At 66.4% G+C, this 21,043-nt stretch carries 16 protein-coding genes; 6 read left to right on the forward strand and 10 right to left on the reverse strand.

Annotated elements, in window-relative coordinates:
- Positions 1-2 precede the first annotated feature (2 nt).
- From F791_RS0110095 to F791_RS0110130, 8 genes are all read right to left on the reverse strand, one after another.
- Positions 3-884 (reverse strand): prephenate dehydrogenase/arogenate dehydrogenase family protein, encoded by an 882-nt coding sequence (locus tag F791_RS0110095; RefSeq protein WP_012982608.1) that lies wholly within the window; start codon positions 882-884, stop codon positions 3-5.
- On the reverse strand, positions 881-2,038 hold the full coding sequence (gene hisC / locus F791_RS0110100; RefSeq protein ID WP_019592518.1) for a histidinol-phosphate transaminase: 1,158 nt from the start codon (positions 2,036-2,038) through the stop codon (positions 881-883). Before hisC ends, F791_RS0110095 begins: the two co-directional genes overlap by 4 nt.
- A 12-nt stretch (positions 2,039-2,050) precedes the next feature.
- On the reverse strand, positions 2,051-3,109 hold the full coding sequence (gene pheA / locus F791_RS0110105; protein WP_019592519.1) for a prephenate dehydratase: 1,059 nt from the start codon (positions 3,107-3,109) through the stop codon (positions 2,051-2,053).
- A 60-nt stretch (positions 3,110-3,169) separates the two neighbouring features.
- Positions 3,170-4,333, reverse strand: coding sequence for a 3-phosphoglycerate dehydrogenase family protein (locus tag F791_RS0110110; protein ID WP_012982605.1), 1,164 nt, complete (start codon positions 4,331-4,333; stop codon positions 3,170-3,172).
- 38 nt (positions 4,334-4,371) lie between these two features.
- Complete coding sequence (serC, locus tag F791_RS0110115) at positions 4,372-5,457, reverse strand: 3-phosphoserine/phosphohydroxythreonine transaminase (RefSeq protein ID WP_018139263.1); 1,086 nt, start codon at positions 5,455-5,457, stop codon at positions 4,372-4,374.
- Positions 5,454-8,066 carry a DNA gyrase subunit A gene (gyrA, locus tag F791_RS0110120; RefSeq protein WP_012982603.1) on the reverse strand — a complete coding sequence of 871 codons (2,613 nt, stop codon included), beginning with the start codon at positions 8,064-8,066 and terminating at the stop codon, positions 5,454-5,456. The genes serC and gyrA overlap by 4 nt, the downstream gene beginning before the upstream one ends.
- 141 nt (positions 8,067-8,207) lie before the next feature.
- The gene (mtnA, locus tag F791_RS0110125; protein WP_019592520.1) at positions 8,208-9,284 is read right to left on the reverse strand and encodes an S-methyl-5-thioribose-1-phosphate isomerase; all 1,077 of its coding nucleotides are present in this window, start codon (positions 9,282-9,284) and stop codon (positions 8,208-8,210) included.
- 12 nt (positions 9,285-9,296) lie between these two features.
- Positions 9,297-11,627, reverse strand: coding sequence for a DNA internalization-related competence protein ComEC/Rec2 (locus tag F791_RS0110130; RefSeq protein ID WP_019592521.1), 2,331 nt, complete (start codon positions 11,625-11,627; stop codon positions 9,297-9,299).
- Positions 11,628-11,740: 113 nt separating this feature from the next.
- Between F791_RS0110130 and F791_RS0110135 the strand changes: the two genes are divergently transcribed.
- On the forward strand, positions 11,741-12,307 hold the full coding sequence (locus F791_RS0110135) for a DUF2062 domain-containing protein (protein WP_012982600.1): 567 nt from the start codon (positions 11,741-11,743) through the stop codon (positions 12,305-12,307).
- A 65-nt stretch (positions 12,308-12,372) separates the two neighbouring features.
- On the opposite strand, the gene F791_RS0110140 is transcribed toward F791_RS0110135, so the two are convergent.
- Entirely contained in the window at positions 12,373-13,086 is a 714-nt protein-coding gene (locus tag F791_RS0110140) for an ABC transporter ATP-binding protein (RefSeq protein ID WP_012982599.1), read from the reverse strand.
- A complete protein-coding gene (locus F791_RS0110145; protein WP_018139257.1) occupies positions 13,079-14,329 on the reverse strand; it encodes a lipoprotein-releasing ABC transporter permease subunit in 1,251 nt (416 codons plus the stop codon). The genes F791_RS0110140 and F791_RS0110145 overlap by 8 nt, the downstream gene beginning before the upstream one ends.
- Positions 14,330-14,420: 91 nt before the next feature.
- Between F791_RS0110145 and F791_RS0110150 the strand changes: the two genes are divergently transcribed.
- From F791_RS0110150 to F791_RS0110170, 5 genes are all read left to right on the forward strand, one after another.
- On the forward strand, positions 14,421-14,819 hold the full coding sequence (locus tag F791_RS0110150; RefSeq protein ID WP_018139256.1) for a hypothetical protein: 399 nt from the start codon (positions 14,421-14,423) through the stop codon (positions 14,817-14,819).
- Positions 14,816-15,886, forward strand: coding sequence for an agmatine/peptidylarginine deiminase (locus tag F791_RS0110155; protein WP_038057076.1), 1,071 nt, complete (start codon positions 14,816-14,818; stop codon positions 15,884-15,886). The genes F791_RS0110150 and F791_RS0110155 overlap by 4 nt, the downstream gene beginning before the upstream one ends.
- Before the next feature lie 6 nt (positions 15,887-15,892).
- The gene (locus tag F791_RS0110160; protein WP_019592523.1) at positions 15,893-16,792 is read left to right on the forward strand and encodes a carbon-nitrogen hydrolase; all 900 of its coding nucleotides are present in this window, start codon (positions 15,893-15,895) and stop codon (positions 16,790-16,792) included.
- 99 nt (positions 16,793-16,891) lie between these two features.
- Positions 16,892-20,365, forward strand: coding sequence for a transcription-repair coupling factor (gene mfd, locus F791_RS0110165; RefSeq protein ID WP_019592524.1), 3,474 nt, complete (start codon positions 16,892-16,894; stop codon positions 20,363-20,365).
- Positions 20,366-21,028 carry a CsiV family protein gene (locus F791_RS0110170; protein ID WP_018139252.1) on the forward strand — a complete coding sequence of 221 codons (663 nt, stop codon included), beginning with the start codon at positions 20,366-20,368 and terminating at the stop codon, positions 21,026-21,028. It abuts the gene before it with no gap.
- Positions 21,029-21,043: the final 15 nt, after the last annotated feature.

Raw genomic sequence — 21,043 nt, forward strand, 5'->3', positions numbered from 1 at the left:
TGTCAGGTATCCAGTTGTGCATCCGCCGGGTCACAAAAACGATCCCGGGTTTCCTTTGCGTGCCGAAAGCGCGTCTCGATCGCGGGCCCGTCCGCCGATTCGATCATCCCGCGTAACTGCTCCAGGTCACCCTGGTAGCGTTCGATCACCTCGAGGATGGCCGTGCGGTTGGCCAGGCAGATATCGCGCCAGACCACCGGGTCCGACGAGGCAATGCGGGTGAAATCGCGAAAGCCGCCCGCCGCATAATGAAAGATCTCGTCGCGCTCGCTCATGTCCGACAGTGACGCCACCAGCGTGTAGGCCAGCACGTGAGGCAGATGGCTCGTCGCCGCGAGCACCCGGTCGTGGTGGGCGGGTGTCATGAATTCCACCCGCGCACCAGTCGCCTGCCACATCTGTGCAATGCGATCGCTGGCCATCGGGTTGGTCGCATCCGCCGGGGTCAGGATCACCAGCCGGTCCCGAAAGAGGCTGGGGAATGCCGCCGCCACCCCGCTCTTCTCGGTCCCGGCAATGGGGTGACCGGGCACAAACTGGCGCGGCGTGGTGCCAAAGCCCTCGGTCACCGCGTCGATCACGGCCTGCTTGCTCGAGCCGACGTCCGTCAACGGGCTGTCGTCCGGCCAGCAGCCGGCCAGGTCGCGTGCCAGCGGGCCCATTGCCCCCAGCGGCACTGCCAGTACGCCGATATCCGCCCCTTCCGCGGCCTCCGCCACCGAGGTCGTCCAGCGGTCGATCACGCCCAGACGCTCGGCCTCGCGCAGGTTGTCCGCATTGCGCGAACAGCCCACGATCTCGCGTACCGCTCCCGCCTCGCGCAAGGCGAGCGCGAGCGAGCCACCAATCAGGCCAACCCCAAAGATGACCAGCCGCTCGATCATGCCAGGGCCCGATCCAGCGCCTGCAGGAAGCGTTCGTTGTCCTCGGCCGTGGAGACCGTTACCCGCAGATGCCCGGGCAGCCCGTAGTTCTCCACTGGACGGGTGATCACGCCTTCGCGTTGCAACGCCTCGTACACCGGCCCCGCATCACGCCCGGTGTCAAAGGTAATGAAGTTGCCCACCGACGGGATCACGCGCAGTCCCCGCTCGCGGAGACCTTCGTCAAGCTGCGCCAGCCCCTCGCGGTTGACGCGCACCGAACGCTCGATATGCGCGGAGTCCCCCAGTGCGGCAAGACCTGCGGCCTGTGCAACCGCATTCACATTGAACGGCTGGCGCACGCGATTAAGCAGTTCCGCGACCGCGGGCGAACTGACGGAATACCCCAGGCGCAGACCGGCAAGGCCCTGAATCTTTGAAAACGTGCGGGTCACGATGAGATTCGGATAGCGCGCGACCCACTGGGTGGTATCGGGATAGTCTTCCTGCTCGACGTACTCCGCATACGCCTCGTCGATCACGACCAGCGTAGTGGCCGGCATCGCTGCCACGAAAGCCTCGAGTGCTGCGCGCCCGACCCAGGTCCCGGTCGGGTTGTTCGGATTGGCCACGAACACCACCCGCACGGTGTCATCCACTGCTTTCTGCATCGCAGCCAGATCATGCCCGTATGGCTGTTTCAGGTCGGCCGCAGGCAGCGCTTCGACCACCCGGGCCTCGGCCCCCACCGCCTGGGTAACCAGCGGGTACACGGCAAAGGCATGAGCCGAAAAGACCGCGGCCCGACCGGGCGCCAGCCAGGCCCGCGCAATCAGCTCCAGGATCTCGTTGGACCCATTGCCGAGGGTAATGGCATCCGGTTCGACAGCATGCCGGGTGGCCAGCGCGGCCTTCAGTTCGAAGCCTGCCCCATCGGGATAGATGTGGGCCTCGCTCATCGCCGCGCGTGCGGCCTCCACCGCCTGGGGCGAGGGCCCCAATGGATTCTCGTTGGAGGCCATCTTGATCGCCTGCTGAATGCCCAGCTCCCGCTCGAGCGCCGCGATCGGCTTGCCGGGCTGATAGGGCGTGAGGCCCCGAACGCCATCCACGGCAAGCGCGGCGGCATCAAAACCACCCGGGTTCTGGTCGGACACGGGGTTGCGTGAAGCCATGGAATGCCTCGGTTAGGTAGCGGCCTGGGGGTAGCTCCCCAGCACCTTGACGGTATCGGCGGTCTGGCGCAGCTGCTCAAGACAATCCTGGATTGCCGGATCCTTCTGGTGGCCCACCAGATCCAGGAAGAACACATAGGTCCACTGGGTACAGCGCGAGGGCCGGGACTCGATCCGGGTCAGGCTGATGCCGGCCTCTGCGATCGGCTTGAGCAGTGCATACAGCGACCCTGGCCGGTTCGCGGTACTAAGCATGATTGAAGTCCGGTCCGCACCACTCGGCTCGGTGGACGCGGTGCCAATAATCAGGAAGCGCGTGGTGTTGTCCGCGCGATCCTCGACATGCTGCACCCGCAGTGGAACACCATAGTGCTCGGCGGCCACGCGGCTGGCGATCGCCGCGCTTTCCGGATCTTTCGCCGCGACCTCCGCCGCCCGCGCGTTGGAGGACACCGCCTCGCGCTCCGCGTGTGGGAGGTGGGTGTCCAGCCACTGCCGGCACTGGGCCAGTGCCTGGGCGTGCGCGCGGACACGGCGAACCTGGCTCAGGTCTTCGGCCTGCGCCAGAAGATGATGATGGATCGGCGTCACGACCTCGCCGCAGATCTGCAGCGGCGAATCGAGGAAACAGTCCACGGTATGCGTGACCACGCCCTCGGAGCTGTTCTCGATCGGCACTACACCGAACTGCGCCCGCCCGGCTTCCACCGCGCCAAACACCTGATCGATCGAGGTCAGCGGGGTGGTCTCCACCGCATGACCAAAGTGCTTGCGTGCCGCCAGGTGGGTAAACGTACCCTCGGGGCCCAGATAGGCGACCGTCAGCGGGTGCTCGAGCGCCAGGCACTCGGACATGATCTCCCGGAACAGCCGGACCACGGCCTCGCAGGACAAGGGCCCGGGATTTTCCTCGCGCACGCGCCGCAGGATCTCGGCCTCGCGCTCCGGCCGGTAGAAGACCGGATTCGGCTCGAAGTCGCGCTTGACCCGCGCGACCGCCTCGGCGCAGCGTGCACGCTCGCTGAGAAGCTCCAGCAACTGCCCGTCCAGCGCGTCGATGCGGTTACGCAAGGACCCGAGGTCTTCCGGCCCCGTAGCGGCTTTCGGCGATGGCCCCTTCTTCGTCACGATCTACAGCACCCGTGCGCGCAGCACGCCATCAATCTGCAGCAACGCATCCAGCGTGGACGGGTCGGGCTTGCCGTCCACGTCCAAAAGCGTATACGCGAGATCCCCACGGGAATCGTTCATCAGGTGCAGGATGTTCAGGTTGGATTCGCCCAGGACATGCGAGATGCGCGCCACGCGATCCGGGAGATTGCGGTTGACCACCGCGATGCGGGTGTCGCCCTTGCGGTCCAGCACCAGGGTCGGCAGGTTGACCGAATTGACCACATTGCCGTTCTCGAGATAGTCGCGCAGCTCGTCGGCGATCATCACCGCGCAGTTCTCTTCCGACTCGGTCGTCGAAGCCCCCAGGTGCGGCAGCGTGATGACCCGCGGGTGGCCCAGCATGTTGGGCACCGGGAAGTCGGTAATGTAGGCGTGCAGCCGCTCGGCATCGAGCCCTTCGCGCACGGCCTCGTCATCGACGATGCCCTCGCGCGCCAGGTTCAGCACCATCGCGCCTGGATTCATACCAGCCAGCCCCTTGGCATTGACGATATGGCGAGTGTTCTCGGTCAGCGGTACATGTACCGTCACCGCGTCGGCACCCTCCAGGGCAGCTTCCACGGAGCGCGCCCGCTCGATGTCCGAATCGAGGCGCCAGGCATTCTCGACCGTGACCTTGGGGTCGAAACCCACGACTTCCATGCCGAGGGCCTTGGCCGCATTGGCCACGCCGACACCGATGGCGCCCAGTCCCAGCACGGCGAGCTTGCGCCCGGGCAGTTCGAAGCCCGTGAACCGCTTCTTGCCGTGTTCGACCGCGGCCATGAAGTCGTCCTTGCTCGGGTCCAGCTCCTGCACATAGCCGGCCGCCGGGAGCAGATTGCGCGCGCCCAGCAGCAGGCCGGCGATCACCAGCTCCTTGACGGCATTGGCATTGGCCCCGGGCGCGTTGAATACCGCGACCCCACGGTCCGACAGCGCCGTGACCGGGATATTGTTCACCCCGCTGCCAGCCCGCCCGACGGCCAGCACGGACTCCGGGATATCGACATCGTGCAGATTGAACGAGCGCAGCATCAGCGCGTCGGGCTGATTGATGTCCGAGGCGACCTCGTAACGGTCCCGCGGGAAGCGATCCAGCCCGCGTATGGCGATATTGTTGTAGGTCTGTATGCGGTACATCCGGGTCCTCCGTGATCGGTTACCCCAGGGGGACACGCTCAGGCGTGGCGGTTCTCGAAGTCCGCCATGAACTCGATCAGCGCGTCCACAGCACTCTCCGGCACGGCGTTGTAGATGCTAGCGCGCATACCGCCCACCGAACGATGCCCTTTCAGCGACGACAGCCCGGCGGCATCGGCCTCGTTCAGGAACGTACCATCCAGCGAGTCGTCCGCGAGGATAAACGGCACGTTCATCCACGAACGCGCATCCGGCTCGACCGGGTTGCGATAAAACGCCGAGTTATCCACGAAATGATAGAGCTTCTCGGCCTTGCGCTGGTTGATCTCGGCCATCTTGTCCAGCCCGCCCTGCTCCAGAAGCCACTCGAAGACCAGTCCCGCCAAGTACCAGCCGAAGGTCGGCGGCGTGTTGTACATGGAGTCGTTTTTCGCCTGCAGCGTCCAGTCGACCACCGCCGGCAGATTCGGATTCGACTCTTTGTCCAGCAGGTCATTGCGAACAATCACCACGGTCAGCCCGGCGGGCCCGATGTTCTTCTGCGCGCCCGCGTAGATCACGCCAAATTTCGACACGTCGATCGGGCGCGAGAGGATGGTGGAGGACATGTCCGCCACCAGCGGCTTGCCCCCGACATCCGGGACCTCGTGAAACTCCACGCCACCGATCGTCTCGTTCGGGGTGTAGTGCACGTAGGCGGCATTCGGGTCCAGATTCCAGCTGTCGCGCGCCGGGATCGAGGCGTAGCCACTGGCCTGCGAGCTGGCGACGATATTCACCGGCCCGAACTTCTGGGCTTCCTTGATCGCCTTGCCCGACCAGGCCCCGGTGTCGATGTAGTCCATCGGTTTTCCGCCCGAGTGCAGGTTCATTGGGATCGCCGCAAACTGGCCGGTCGCCCCACCCTGCAGGAACAGCACACTGTAGTCGTCCGGAATGTTCATCAGCTTGCGCAGGTCTTGCTCCGCCTTCTCGGCAACCTGCATGAACGGCTTGCCGCGATGGCTCATCTCCATAACCGACATCCCGGCGCCATGGAAATCGATCAGTTCTTCGCGTGCCCGTTCCAGGACCGCCTGCGGCAGCGCAGCCGGCCCCGCACTGAAGTTATGCACTCGGCTCATTCCGGATCTCCGTTGTCCATGGTGTTCTGCGTGGATTCGTCGTCCTCGCTGTCGCTGTCGTCGTCCAGGTCTTCATCCTCGCCCTGCAGCTTTTCGACCCGGGCCAGTTCCACCAGGCGCTCGCCCTCGTCCAGGCGGATCAGCCGCACACCCTGCGTATTGCGCCCGATCAGCGGGATCTGGTCCACCGGTGTACGCACCAGCGTACCGCCCGTGGTGATCAGCATCGCCTCGTCGTCTTCCAGCACGCGCGCGGCCCCGACCAGTGGCCCGTTGCGCCCCTCGGTCTGGATCCCGATCACGCCCTGGCCGCCACGACGGTGGACCGGGAATTCGTCGAAGCGAGTCCGCTTGCCGTAGCCGTTCTCGGTGGCCAGCAAGGCGGCACCCTCGGCGACATTGAGCAGCGCAATCACGCGATGATCCGATTCCATGCGCACGCCGCGCACACCGCAGGCGGTACGGCCCATCGGCCGCACGTCGTTCTCGGAGAAGCGCACTGCCTTGCCGGCCGTGGTAACGAGCATTACGTCCATCTGGCCATCGGTAAGCGAAACGTCCACCAGGTAATCGTCGTCGCGCAGATCCACCGCGATGATCCCGGTCGAGCGGCGGCGCGAGAAGTCGGTCAGCGGGGTCTTCTTGACCGTTCCGCGCGCGGTCACCATGAACACATAGTGGTCCGGGTCGTACTCGCGCACCGGCAGGATGGCGTTGATTCGCTCGTCCGCTTCCAGCGGCAGCAGATTCACGATCGGCTTGCCACGCGAGGCGCGCGAACCCTGCGGCAGTTCATAGACTTTCAGCCAGTAGACCCGCCCGCGGCTGGAGAAACACAGCACCGTGTCGTGCGTGTTCGCGACCAGCAACCGGTCGACAAAGTCCTCTTCCTTGAAGCTCGCGGCCGCCTTGCCGCGACCGCCTCGGCGTTGCGCGCGGTAGTCGGCCACAGGCTGGTACTTCACATAGCCGGCGTGGGAGAGCGTCACCACGACGTCTTCCTCGCCGATCAGGTCTTCCAGGGTGAGGTTCGCCTGGCGCTCGCGGATCTCGCTACGGCGTTCGTCGCCGAACTGCTCGGCCACGGCCAGCAGTTCGTTGCGGATCTCCTGCTGCAGGCGCTCCCCCGAACCGAGAATGTCGAGCAGGTCCTCGATCAAGTCGAGCAGCTCCCGGTATTCGTCGAGGATCTTGTCCTGTTCCAGCCCGGTCAGACGGTGCAGGCGCAGATCCAGAATCGCCTGCGCCTGGGCCTCGGACAGGCGATAGCCGTCGTCGCCCACGCCGTAGTCCGCTGCCAGATCCTCCGGACGCGAGGCGCTGGCCCCGGCCCGGTCAAGCATGTCGCTGACCACGCCCAGCGGCCAGCTGCGCGCCAGCAGGCCGGCCTTGGCCTCGGCCGGGTTGGGGGCGGCACGGATCAGTTCGATCACCGGATCGATGTTGGCCAGCGCGATCGCCAGGCCTTCCAGGATATGGGCGCGCTCGCGCGCCTTGCGCAGGTCGAAGATCGTGCGGCGGGTAACCACCTCGCGGCGATGCCGCAGAAAGGACTCCAGCACCTGACGCAGATCCAGCACCTTCGGCTGGCCGTCAACCAGGGCGACGATGTTGATGCCGAAGACGTTCTGCATCTGCGTGTGCATGTACAGGTGGTTCAGGACCACCTCGGCCATCTCGCCGCGCTTGAGCTCGATGACCAGTCGCATGCCGTCCTTGTCCGACTCGTCGCGCAGCTCCGAGATGCCGTCGATGCGCTTTTCCTTGACCAGCTCGGCGATCTTCTCGGTCAGGCGGGCCTTGTTCACCTGGTACGGGAGTTCGGTGACGACGATCGCCTCGCGCTGTCCGCCCTCCAGCGGCTCGACATGCGAGCGCGCCCGGATCAGCACCCGGCCACGACCAGTGCGATAGGCCTCGCGCACGCCTTCCACGCCGTTGATGATCCCGGCCGTCGGGAAATCGGGGCCCGGCACGTGCTCCATCAGACCTTCGATGGATATCTCCGGGTCATCAATCAGCGCCACACAGGCGTTGATCACCTCGCGCAGGTTGTGCGGCGGGATGTTGGTCGCCATCCCCACCGCGATCCCGGCGGAGCCGTTGACCAGCAGGTTGGGAAACTTGCTCGGCAGTACCGCCGGCTCCGTCTCGGAGCCGTCGTAGTTGTCGATGAAGTCGACGGTTTCCTTGTCGATATCGGCCAGCAGCTCGGCCGCGATGCGCGCCATGCGCACCTCGGTATAACGCATGGCCGCCGGGGAATCACCGTCAATGGAGCCGAAGTTGCCCTGCCCGTCGGCCAGCATGTAGCGCATCGAGAACGGCTGCGCCATACGCACGATGGCGTCGTAGACGGCGGAGTCACCATGCGGGTGGTATTTACCGATCACGTCACCGACCACGCGCGCCGACTTCTTGTACGGCTTGTTGTAGTCGTTGCCCAGCTCGCGCATCGCGTAGAGCACGCGGCGATGGACCGGCTTGAGGCCGTCACGGACATCGGGGAGGGCCCGGCCCACGATTACGCTCATCGCGTAATCGAGGTAGGACTGCTGCATCTCGTCTTCGAGATTGACCGGGAAGATTTCCTTGGCAAATTCAGCCATCGAGGGTTACGCCGTCCGTCTGAACAAGCTCGCGATCATACCACAGGGGTAACCACTGGGACCTAGCAAATGGGCCTGAAATCGCCCCTCCGTAGCTCTCAGCCGGGGTGCACTACTGTGAAACACCGTGATCCGGCGCTGTCAGCCCTCCACAACAGGCTCTCCAGCGACGGCTTTCCGCCGCAGGGCGGCCAGATTGTCCCGATCCGGCGCCTCGACCACACCGTGCTCGGTCACGATCGCGTCGACCAGGTGCGCCGGCGTAACGTCGAACGCCGGGTTGTAGGCCCGGGCGCCGTCCGCGGCCACGCGCTTCCCGGCGAGAGCCAAAACCTCGTCTTCGGCGCGCTGCTCGATCGGGATACCCTCCCCGTCCGGCATGTCGAAGTCGATGGTCGACAACGGGGCCGCGACCATAAAGCGCACGCCGTGGGCACGGGCCAGGAGGGCCAGCCCATAGGTGCCGATCTTGTTCGCCACATCGCCGTTCGCCGCAATGCGGTCGGAACCCACGATCACCCAGCCGACGCGTCCGGAACGCAGCAGACTGGCGGCCGCCCCTTCGCACAGCAGCTGTACCGGGATACCGTCATGCACGAGTTCCCAGGCGGTCAGCCGGCTCCCCTGGAGCCACGGGCGGGTCTCGTCGGCAAAGACCTCGGTCACCCGACCCTCGTCCCAGGCCGCCCGAATCACCCCCAGGGCCGTGCCATAGCCCCCGGTGGCCAGCGAACCCGTATTGCAGTGGGTGAGCACCGCCTGTCCCGGCTCAATCAAGGAAGCCCCGTGCCGCCCCATGCGACGGTTGCCCGCGATGTCGTCGTCCAGCATCTGCCGGGCCGCGGTCGTGGTCGCCTCAATGGCGGCCTCCGGATCCGGGGCGCCATCGACCTCCCGGGCCATGCGGTCCAGTGCCCAGAACAGATTCACCGCCGTGGGCCGCGAGGCCCGCAGGCGATCCATGTCCGCGGCCACGCGTTCGCGCCAGTCGTCCCGACCCCGGGCCTTCTGGCAGGCCAGCACGACCCCGAACGCGGCCGTGATCCCGATGGCGGGCGCACCGCGCACGACCATGTCGCGTATCGCGGTCGCCACCTCGCCGGCATCGGTGTAGCACTGGCGCACGGCCTCGCCCGGCAACAGGCGCTGGTCGAGCAGATAGAGGTTGCCGTCTTCAAAGCGAATCGGGCGGATCGTGTCGGAGCGGTGTTCGGTCATGGCGTTATTCTATCAGGGCTCATTTCGGTCAGGGCTTCTTGGATGCCAGAATCGCAGCCGCGGACGGCCTGTCGCCGGAGCGCTGTCGAGTTGGGTACTGCTCGTGACCAGCGCCCCGCTGCGCCCAGTCTCGTACAGGGGAATACCGCTTAGCTCCAGCCGTTTCCGTGCCTCGTCGGGCAAACCGGCACCCTCGGCAGTCGTCGCAGCCCAAACCTGACCGGGCGGGAATTGCGCCAGCCAGTCGTCCTGCAGGGCGCGCGGGTTGGAAGTCCTCGGCGCTACCAGCAAGTCAACCGCAAATCCTGCGGTGCCCCGACGCATCACGGCCTCGCCGAGACCATCCAGCCCGCCCATGACCAGCAGGGTCGCGTCCGCCCCCTCCACCTTCAGCACACAGGACGCGGACGAGTCGTCATTCCAGCCCGGCGGCGGATGGAGTATCTCGAAGCGCACACCGTCCCAGTTCCACTGATCCCCCTTTTCGCAACGTTCGTCAGTGCCATGGCTCACCGGGGTGCGCCGCAGCGTGCGCCTCACCGAGATCTGTTCCCGGACTACCGCCACGCCGCCGGCGTGCCCGGCATGCTCGTGCGTCACCATCAGCGTGTCCAGGGAGCGGATGCCGCCCGCCCGCAAGGCCGGCACCACAATTCGGTCACCCGCGCTGAAGCCGCCCTCCCGGCCCGGACCCGCATCAATTAACAGCGCGTGTCGTCGGGTCTCGACGATGGTGGCCTGCCCGGCGCCAACGTCCAGGACCTGAACGCGCCACTGCCCGGCCGCAAAGTCCGGGCGCAACGGCGCGACCAAGGCGATCGCAGCCACTGCAATCCAGGGCGCCAATCGCCGGGCGAGCGGCTGCAAGGCCAGGAAAACAGCCACCCCGCCCAGCAGGGACGCGGCCACCGGCACATGGCGCTGGTCCACCAGGACAGGGATCCCTGCCAGTGCCTCGAGCGTCATCACCAGCAGTGCCAACAGGCCATCCGCAATGCATAACAACAAGCCACCTGCGGCCGGCCACCCCCACGCGAGCAAGGCACCGACCAGCAACAACGGCAAGATCAGTAGCGTCACCATCGGCACCGCGACCAGGTTGGCCACGGGTGCGACCCAAGACCCCAGCTGGAACCAGGCCAGACTGAGCGGCAGCATCGCAATCGCCAGCACGACCTGGATGCGCAGGCCTTCGCGCCAACCGGTCGCCCCGACCCGACCCTGCAACAGCAGCAGGATCGCGGCCACTGCGCCGAACGAGAACCAGAACCCCGGGGCCAGCACGCTCGGTGGGTGCACAATCAGCACCATGGCCGCGGCAAGGGCCAGGGCGCGCCAGGCAACACCCTCGCGACGCGACAGCACCGCAAGCGTGAACGCAATCAGCATCAGCAAAGCCCTTTGGGTCGGGATGCTGAAACCGGCGAGTACCGCATAGCCCGTGGCGGCCACCAGCCCGACCACACCCATGAACAGCCAGCGCCGCAGCCGTCTTATAACGGCCACCCCGGACCACAACCATCCGGCAATGCCACCGGCAAACCCCGCCACCAGGGCCACATGCAACCCGGAAATCGCCATCAGGTGATTCGTCCCGGTGTGTAGAAAGGCCTGCCATTCACTCTCGGTCATGGCCTGACGATTGCCGATGACCAGCGCCTGCACCAGGCCCGGGTGACGCAAATCCGGTGCCGCGCGCTCCAGACGTGCCTGCATTGCGGCCCGAAGGCGGTGCATGACCACGCGGCCCCTGGCCCCCTCGTGCACGCCTGCCAGTGGGGTAACGGAACGCGCAACGGCGCTGCCGTGCATCCCCTCGCGGTAGAACCAGCCTGCGGCATCGAATCCGCCGGGGTTGCGGGGGCCGTCGACACCACGCAATCGCAAGTCCAGCCGCAGCGAATCACCCACCTGTATCGCCGGCCGCGCGGGGAAGGTGCTCACCCACAACTCGCGGCCTTCAAGCTCCAGCCCCGGGCTGCCCTGCTCGATCTCCGACACCCCAACCCGGAACCGGCTGCGCCGCTCCCCGTGGTCCGGCAAACTGACCACCTGTGCCCGCACCGAGACCTCGACTCCCGACCACTCGGGACCCACGACCTTGCCCGACCAGTCCGTCGCATGCGGGAGTGCCAGCCACACGCCCGCGAGCAACCCCAGCGAGGCTGCTGGCAACCACGTGAAAGGAGAACCTCGCCGAGCCGCCTGGACCCAGCCAAGTGCGACCAGCGCGCCAGCGACAGGCAGGAACACTCTCAACGGACCTTCGAGCAAGACAGGCAGGACGGGGAGCTGGTGCAACCCCCACACACCGGCGATCAGACCCAGCACCGCGACCATCATGGCGCACGGTCCCGTCCAGGAAGAGTTGGAATCCTCTCCCCAGGGCCCAGTCCTAGCAGGTAGGATGCACGCCTAGGATTGGGCCTGCGAGAGTCCGACAGATACCCACAGACATGGCGAAGCACATCATCAGAAGGCTGTTCCCCGGCATGGAGGGCGTGCGCGGCCATCGCGCACTCTCCCCACTGGGGCCGCGCCTGCGGTCTCCGGATCTGTGGCATCTGAACCGCCGCTCCGTGGCTGGTGCGTTTGCCGTTGGGCTGTTCGTGACCTTCCTGCCTATCCCTATGCAGATGCTGGTCGCCGCGATTGTCGCGCTGATTGTGCGCGTCAACCTGCCCATCTCGGTGATCCTGGTCTGGATCTCCAACCCGATCACCATGCCCCCCATGTTGTATATGGCCTATACCGTCGGCCGCAAGCTGCTGGGTGAGCCGCCCCGCGATGTGCATCTCGACTGGAGTTGGGAATGGTTCAGTACCGAGCTGCTGACCATCTGGCAGCCGCTACTGCTCGGCAGCCTGCTCTTCGCGACGCTGGCCAGCCTCTCCGGATATCTGCTGGTGCGTGTGCTGTGGCGCGTGAATGTCGTACAGCGCCTGCGGACCCGTCGCGCGTTGCGGCGGTTGCGTCAGGAGCGGGAAAGGGAAAAAGCGGAAAAAGACGATTCGGGCCGGTAGCTGACGCACGCCAAGGGCTGACCGCAACTTCGCAAGGCTTTACCCAGCGCTCCCGAGCGGACGGATCAGTCGTCGGCCAGCTGGCCGTGGAAGTGCTCGCGCTCCAGGTGCCCCTTGACCAGCTGTACCGACCGATCCAGCTCGCGCGCCAGGGTGATGTCATGCGTCACCAGTGCCAGCGCGGTGCCGGTCGAACGGTTCATCTCGCGCAGCAGCGCGAACACATGCTGGGCGCGCTCCTGATCCAGATTCCCGGTGGGCTCGTCGGCCAGAATCGCGGACGGCCGCGTCACCAGCGCCCGCGCGATCGCCACGCGCTGGCGCTCGCCCCCCGACAGTTCGGCCGGCTTGTGCGCACCACGGTGCCCGAGGTCGACCTGCCCGAGCCAGTGCTCTGCCTCCTGGCGCGACCGACGGCTGGAGGTCCCCCGGATCAGCAGAGGCAGCGCGACATTCTCGACCGCCGTCAGCTCCGGCAACAGGTGGTGGAACTGATAGACGAAACCGAGGTGCTGGTTGCGCATGCGCCCCCGGCGCGCCTCGCCCATGCGCGACCACTCCTGCCCCAGCAGCCGGACCTCGCCCGCCGTGGGCCGATCCAGCCCCCCGAGCAGATGCAGCAGCGTACTCTTGCCGGAGCCGGAGGCGCCGATGATCGCCGTCTGATCGCCCCGCTCCAGGCGAAAATCGACCCCCTGCAGCACGGCCACGTCCAGCTTGCCATCGCGGAAGCGCCGCTCGACCCCCACGGCCTCCAGTACAGGCACAGTCTCAGTCATGGCGCAGGGCCTCCGCCGGCTGTGTACGGGCCGCCCGCCAGGCCGGGAACAGCGTCGCCACGACGGTCAGCAAGAACGCAATCCCGCCCACCCGAAAGACATCGGATGCCTTCAGTTCCGACGGCAAGTCACTGATGTAGTAGACATCGGCCGCGAGAAACTCGATGCCCATCGCGCGTTCGATAAAGGGCACCACGACATCGATATTGAGTGCCAGCGCGACACCGGCGACCGAGCCGAGCAGGATGCCGATCGCGCCGATCACCACCCCCTGGACCACGAACACCAGCATAACCCCCGAGGGGGACAGCCCAAGGGTTCGCAGTATCGCGATATCCCCCTGCTTGTCGGTCACCAGCATGATCAGCGTGGAAACGATATTGAAGGCCGCTACCGCGACGATCAGGGACAGGATGATGAACATCACCATCTTCTCGATCTGGATCGCGCGAAACAGGTTCGCGTGCTGGCGCGTCCAGTCGGACACCCGGAACAGCCCGTCAAGCTGACTGGCCACCTCGCGCGAGACCACACCCGCCCGCATCATGTCCGTCAGGCGCAGGCGCAGGCCGGTGACGCTCTCGCCGGTCTGGAAGACCGCCTGGGCGTCCTGCAGATGAATAAACGCAGTCCCGCGGTCGTACTCGTACATCCCGACCTCAAAGATCCCCGCCACCTCAAATCGTCGCATGCGCGGCATTACACCCGCTGGCGACACCGAGGCCTGTGGCGCCATCAGGATCAGAGAATCGCCTACCCTCACGCGCAGTTCCGCTGCCAGCTCGCGCCCCAGCACAATGCGGTACGCACCGGGTTCGAGCTGCCCGAGCCGGCCCTGAGTCATGTGCTCGCCGATCCGCGCCACGCGCTCCTCGGCCCCCGGGTCCACCCCGCGGATCAGCGCGCCGGAGATGTTCCCGGTGGCACTGAGCATCGCCTCGCCCTGGACATACGGAGCGACCGCCAGTACTCGCTCGTCGATCGTCTCGACCTGCTCCTTCAGCGACTCCCAGTTGCGCAAGCCACCATTCACGTCCTGGATGGTCGCATGCGACGCCATGCCCAGGATGCGATCGCGCAGCTCGCGTTCGAAGCCGTTCATGACCGAGAGCACGGTAATCAGCGCCATCACACCCAGCACCAGGCCGAGGATCGAGACGACCGAGATAAAGGAGATGAAGTGGTTACGCCGTTTGGCGCGCGTATAGCGCAGACCAATGGCGAGCGGGAGCGGGCGGAACATCGAGAAATCATGCCAGAGTTACACGGGCGCGCCTATCCCCGATGGCACAGACTTTCACGATGGGAGGCACAGCCAACAGGATGACGCTACCATGTGGTTTATCGTCCGCGAGCCATCGGAGATTTGTCTCATGCAAGGGAATCATGCAAAGCCAACGCTTACCCGTCCGCGCGGCCTGCTCGCCGTCGCTGCCGCGGCGGTCCTGGTCATGACCACGGCACTGACCCCATTGACCGTCAACGAGGCGCAGGCCGAGATCCTGCGGGGCACAAGCGGAGACTTCGAAGTGCAAACCCGTGAGGGGCTGCCAGCCCGTGGCCAGAGCCAGTCCGGGGTGCGCAGTCGTCATGGCGAGCCCAGCCAGCGCCATCCCACGGTCGGTGATCCGCCGATCACCCGCTGGGACTACAGCGATTTCTCTGTCGTGTTCGAGGGCGAATACGTGCTGCACAGCATCGTGCACGGCGAACAGACCCCGCGTCGGCCGTGACGGGCGGCGCATCTTCCCCCCATACCCGGCGTCTACCAGCAGAGTGGGAACCGCAGGCCGGTGTTCAGCTCACCTGGCCGCATAGCGGTACCGACTGGGCCGGAGAACTCGACCGGGTCCACCCTGTCTTTGCCACCCTCGCGGCTGCGATCAGCCGTTTCGAGCCGGTGGTGATCGTCGCCCGCGACCCGGAACACATCGAAGAGATCTCCGGATTTCTGGTCGAGGCCGCCATCCGCAACGACCGTCTGTGGTTCGCGCTGGCCGACTCCGACGACACCTGGGCTCGCGACCATGGCCCGATTACCGTACTGGAAGGGCCGCAGCCCCGCCTGCTCGACTTCACCTTCAACGGCTGGGGCGGCAAATTCCCTGCAGAGCATGACAACGCGATCACCACTGTCCTGGCCCAGCAGGGCGTCTTCGGCCCCAACGTGCCGGAGCCCATCGCAATGGTGCTGGAGGGTGGCAGCATCGAGTCCGACGGCGACGGCACCCTCCTGACGACTGCCCAATGCCTGCTGCAGCCAACACGCAACCCGGATCTGGACAAGGCGGCGATCGAGCGCCGCCTGCACGAGCATCTGGGCACACAACGGGTCCTGTGGCTGGAACATGGCCACCTCGAAGGGGACGACACCGACAGCCACATCGACACCCTCGCCCGCTTCTGCAGCCCGGATACGATCGCCTATGTCCAGTGCGACGACCCCGATGATCCGCACCACGGCGAACTGGCGGCCATGGAGGAGGAACTCCGCTCGCTGCGCCAGGCCTCCGGCGCGCCCTACCGGCTGATTCCCCTGCCCTGGCCTCGCCCGCAGCGCGGCCCCGATGGCCAGCGCCTGCCGGCGACCTACGCAAACTTCCTGATCCTCAACGATGCCGTCCTGATGCCGGCCTACGACGACCCCGCCGATGCCATCGCGCTCGATCGCCTGACCGAGGCCTTTCCGGGGCGCGAAATCGTGGAAATCGACTGCCGGGCCATCATCCGTCAGGGTGGCAGCCTGCACTGCCTGACCATGCAATACCCCAAGGGCGCCCTTGGCATCCCGGAAGACTGATCTGTGATGACGACCGATACCCTTCCCGTGGCCCTGATCCAGCACCGCGATGCCGGGAGCGTCGAGGCCAACCTGGACGCGACCGCCCAGGCCGTAGCCGATGCCGCGGCGGGCGGGGCTCGCCTGGTCGTGCTGGCCGAGCTGCACACCGGCCCCTACTTCTGCCAGACCGAAGACCCGGAGGTCTTCGACCGCGCCGAGCCCATCCCCGGCCCGTCCACCAGGCGCCTGGGACAGATCGCCCGCGACAACAGCGTAGTGATCGTGACCTCGCTGTTCGAGCGGCGCGCAGCCGGCGTTTACCACAACACCGCGATCGTCTTCGAGGCCGATGGCCGCCCGGCCGGCCTTTACCGCAAAATGCACATCCCGGACGACCCCGGGTATTACGAGAAGTACTACTTCACCCCGGGTGATACCGGCTTCGTCCCGATCGACACCTCGGTCGGCCGGCTGGGCGTGCTGGTCTGCTGGGACCAGTGGTATCCGGAGGCCGCGCGCATCATGGCCCTGTCCGGGGCGCAGTGCCTGATCTACCCGACCGCCATTGGCTGGGACCCGCGCGACGAGGCGGACGAGCAGACCCGTCAGCGCGAGGCCTGGATCACCGTCCAGCGCGGCCACGCGGTCGCGAACAACCTGCCGGTCCTCGCCTGCAATCGCACCGGACACGAAACGGACCCGTCAGAGACCAGCCCCGGGGCCCGGTTCTGGGGCACCAGCTTCGTTGCGGGCCCGCAGGGCGAGTTCCTGGCGCAGGCGGGCGAGGATCAGCCCGAGACCCTCCGCGCCACCCTGGACCTGGGTCAGACCGAGGCGGTCCGCCGGATGTGGCCCTTCCTGCGCGACCGTCGCATCGACGCCTACAGCCCGATCCTCAAGCGCTACATCGACCGCACGGACTGACCGCTACCGGCTAATTCAGCGCCTTCCCGACGGGGTTCCGCCGCAAACAGGATCGAATCCGTATAATGCCGGCCCGTTTTCCCGGATTCTCGACACTGCATGTCCGAACAGCCGCGCAACCCGCTAAAACCCGGTCGCTTTCCCGGCGACGGATTCGAGATCTGGTCGGGGCTCAATACCTCGGCCGCGCCCCTGGCACTCGCACGCGCCGCCGCATCGGCCGAATGGCCGCTGCTGGTCGTCGTCGAGTCGAATGAGGCCGCGGACCGCTGGCAGGAAGAGTGGGACTTTTTCGGTGCCGGGCTTGACCTGCCAGTGATGCGTCTCCCCGACTGGGAGACCCTGCCGTTCGATGTCTTCTCCCCACACGAGGACATCATCTCCGAGCGGCTGCGCACGCTGTATCACCTCCCGTCGCTGGAGCGCGGGATCATCCTGATCCCGGTCTCCACGCTGATGCAGCGCCTGCCCCCGCGCGACTGGCTGACCACCCAGGGTCTCTCCCTGCGCAGTGCCCAGCGCCTGGACCGCATGCAGCTGCGGGAACGGCTGACCGAGGCGGGCTACAGCGCAGTCAACCAGGTGATCAGCCACGGCGAATTTGCCGCACGCGGGGAGATCCTCGATCTGTTCCCGATGGGCGCCGAGCAGCCGGTGCGCATCGAGTTTCTCGACGACGAGATCGATTCCCTGCGCCATTTCGACCCGGAGACCCAGCGCTCCACGGAAAAGGTCGAGCGCGTCGAGATCCTGCCCAGCCACGAGTTTCCGCTGAACGAGGATTCCATCCGCGCGTTCCGCACCCGCTACCGCGAGCAGTTCAGTGGCGATCCCAGTCGCCACCCGATCTACCGGGACATCAGCGAAGGCCTGGTTCCCCCGGGCATCGAAGCCTACCTGCCCCTGTTCTTCGAGGGCATGGACAGCGTATTCGACTACGCCCCTCAGGCTCGCGTCGTGCAGGCCGGCAATATCGCCGACGCCGCGCAGGAGTATGCCCGCGAGATCGCCGACCGCTTCGAGCAACTGAGCCACCAGGTGGAACGCCCCCTGCTGCCACCGGAGCGCCTCTATCTCGACGAGTCGGCCCTGAACGAGGCGCTGCGCGCCCGCGCCGGTATTGCCCTGGGCGGCGAGCCGCCGCAGCCGCTACCGGCAGACCGAGGCAGGACCGTGCCCTTCACCTGCGACCCCCTCCCCGAACTGGGAATGGAACACGGCAAGGATGCCCCCGCCGAACGCCTGAAGCGCTTTGTCGGGGAACAGGAGCGGGTCCTGCTCACCGCCGAGTCCGCCGGCCGGCGCGAGGCCCTGCTCACACTGCTGCGCGAACAGGATGTGCCGCACCACGCCGTCGATGACTGGGAGGCCTTCCTGGGGGGCGAGCCCGGCCTCAGCGTGACAGTCGGTGCGCTGAGCGAAGGGTTCCGACTGCCGGACGGGATCGTGCTCGTGCCGGAGTCCGCCATCCTCGGCGAACGCGCGCGGCAATCCCGCCGGCGCAACCGCCCCACCCGCGATGCCGATGCCGTCATCCAGAACCTCAGCGACCTGACAGTCGGGGCCCCGGTCGTCCACGAAGAACAGGGCGTGGGCCGCTACCTGGGCCTCCAGACGCTGGATTTCAGTGGCCAGCCGTCAGAGTTCCTGACACTGGAGTACGCCGATGGCGCCAAGCTCTATGTCCCGGTCTCCTCGCTGCACCTGATCAGCCGCTATACCGGAGCCGATGCAGAACACGCCCCACTCCACCGCCTGGGCAGCGAGCAGTGGAACCGCGCCCGCCGCAAGGCCGCCGAGAAGGCGCGCGATGTCGCCGCCGAGCTGCTGGAGGTCCACGCTCGGCGCGCCGCCAAGCAGGGGACGGCGTTTGCGACCGAGACCCCCGAGTATCACGCCTTTGCGGCTGCCTTCCCGTTCGAGGAAACCGCCGATCAGCTCCAGGCAATCGACGCGGTACTGACCGACATGGCTGACACGCGGCCGATGGACCGCGTGATCTGCGGCGATGTCGGCTTCGGCAAGACCGAGGTCGCGATGCGCGCCGCATTCGTCGCCGTGCAGAACAATCGGCAGGTGGCCGTGCTGGTCCCGACCACCCTGCTCGCCCAGCAGCACCATCAGAACTTCAGCGACCGCTTCGCCGACTGGCCCGTCCGCATCGAGTCCCTGTCGCGCTTTCGCAGCGCCAAGCAGCAGGCCGCGGTGCTGGAAGGGCTGAAGGAAGGCAAGGTCGATATCGTGATCGGCACGCACAAGCTGCTGCAGTCGAACCTGGACTTCTCCAACCTCGGGCTCGTGATCGTGGACGAGGAACAACGCTTTGGCGTGCGCCACAAGGAGGCGCTGAAGAGACTGCGCGCCGAGGTCGACATGCTGACCATGACCGCGACCCCGATCCCGCGCACGCTGAACATGGCCCTGTCCGGGCTGCGCGACCTCTCGGTGATCACGACCCCGCCGCGCGAACGCCTGGCAATCAAGACCTTCGTCAACGAGTGGAACGACGCGATCATCCAGGAGGCCTGCCTGCGCGAGATTCGCCGCGGTGGCCAGGTGTACTTCGTGCACAACGAGGTCAACACCATCGAACGCATGGCGGAACAGATTCGTGCGCTGCTGCCGGGCGCCCGCATCGGTATCGCCCACGGCCAGATGCGCGAACGCGAACTCGAACAGGTGATGCTCGACTTCTACCATCGGCGCTACAACATCCTGGTCTGCTCCACCATCATCGAGACCGGCATCGATGTACCCACCGCAAATACGATCGTGATGAATCGCGCGGACAAGCTGGGCCTCGCCCAGATGCACCAGCTGCGCGGCCGCGTCGGGCGCTCCCACCACCGGGCCTACGCCTACCTGGTCACGCCGCCGGAAAAAGCCATGTCGGCCGACGCGCGCAAGCGCCTGGAGGCGATCGCCTCGCTGGAGGATCTCGGCGTGGGCTTCACGCTCGCCAGCCACGACCTCGAGATCCGGGGCGCTGGCGAGTTGCTGGGTGACGAGCAAAGCGGCCAGATCCAGGAAGTCGGCTTCTCGATGTACAACGACCTGCTCAACCGCGCGGTCAACGCCCTGCGCTCCGGCAAGATGCCCGAACTGGAGACCCCGGAGACCCCCGGAACGGAGGTCGAGCTGGGGCTGCCCGCCCTGCTCCCGGATGCCTACGTGCCGGATGTGCACACACGCCTGATCCTCTACAAGCGCGTCAGCAGCGCCGAGAACAGCGATGCACTGCGCGAACTGGAGGTGGAACTGGTGGATCGTTTCGGCCTGCTGCCCGATCCGGCGAAGGCCCTGTTCGAGGCGGCCCGCCTGCGGCTCAAGCTGACGCCGCTGGGGATCCGCAAACTGGAACTGGGCCCGGCCGGCGGACGCTTCGTTTTTGGACCCAATCCCGAAATCGATATCGCCGCCCTGATCGAACTGGTGCAATCCGACCCGAATGCCTACAAACTGGATGGCCAGAAGGCTTTCCGCTTTTATGCCGAAATGGAGACTCTGGAGGCCCGCTCTCAGGCCGTCCAGCGTCTGATCCATACCATCAGCCCGAAACAACAGGCCGCCTGAATGCCCGCCAACACCAATCGCCCCGACCCGAACCGCCGCAGGCTCGTCAGCAGCCTCGCCCTCCTGCCACTACTCGGGCTTGGGACAACGGCCACCGCCCAGGTCGGCCGCCGCTACCGCATCGAGCTGGTCATCTTCGAGCACACGACCGCGGAGAGCCGGCGCCTGCAGGAGGAGATCGCCTCCGTGCGCGAACCCAACCTGGCAGGATCCGAACTGGGTGGGCGCATCTATCAGGATTCTCGGCGCGGCTTCGAGTTGCAACGGGCGGCCAGTCGGGTCGAAGACTCCGGCACCGGGCGTGTGATCGCGCGTCTGGCCTGGGATCAGCTGGGCCGCGATCATAGCGCCACGCCCTGGCTCAAGGTGCAGCAGGGCCGCCGTCTTGGGGCCCGTCAGGCTGTGTTTGGCGATTCCACCACCGCAGCGCAGCCGATCGTAGTGGACGAAGACCGCTACGAACTGGAGGGCCGGCTACGGGTATGGGTCGGGCGTTTCCTCCACCTGGAGACCGACCTCGTCTATCACATCGACCGTGACGGGGCCGAACCGCTCGGCGTGGCCGTGCGCGGCCACCAGCGCATGAACTCCGGCAGCCAGCTCTTCTACCTGGACCACCCGGTCGTCGGGATCATCGCCCGCGTGACGCGGCTGGACAGCTAGTCCGGACTGAAACAG

Source organism: Thioalkalivibrio sp. ALRh (genome assembly GCF_000381425.1).
GTDB lineage: Bacteria > Pseudomonadota > Gammaproteobacteria > Ectothiorhodospirales > Ectothiorhodospiraceae > Thioalkalivibrio.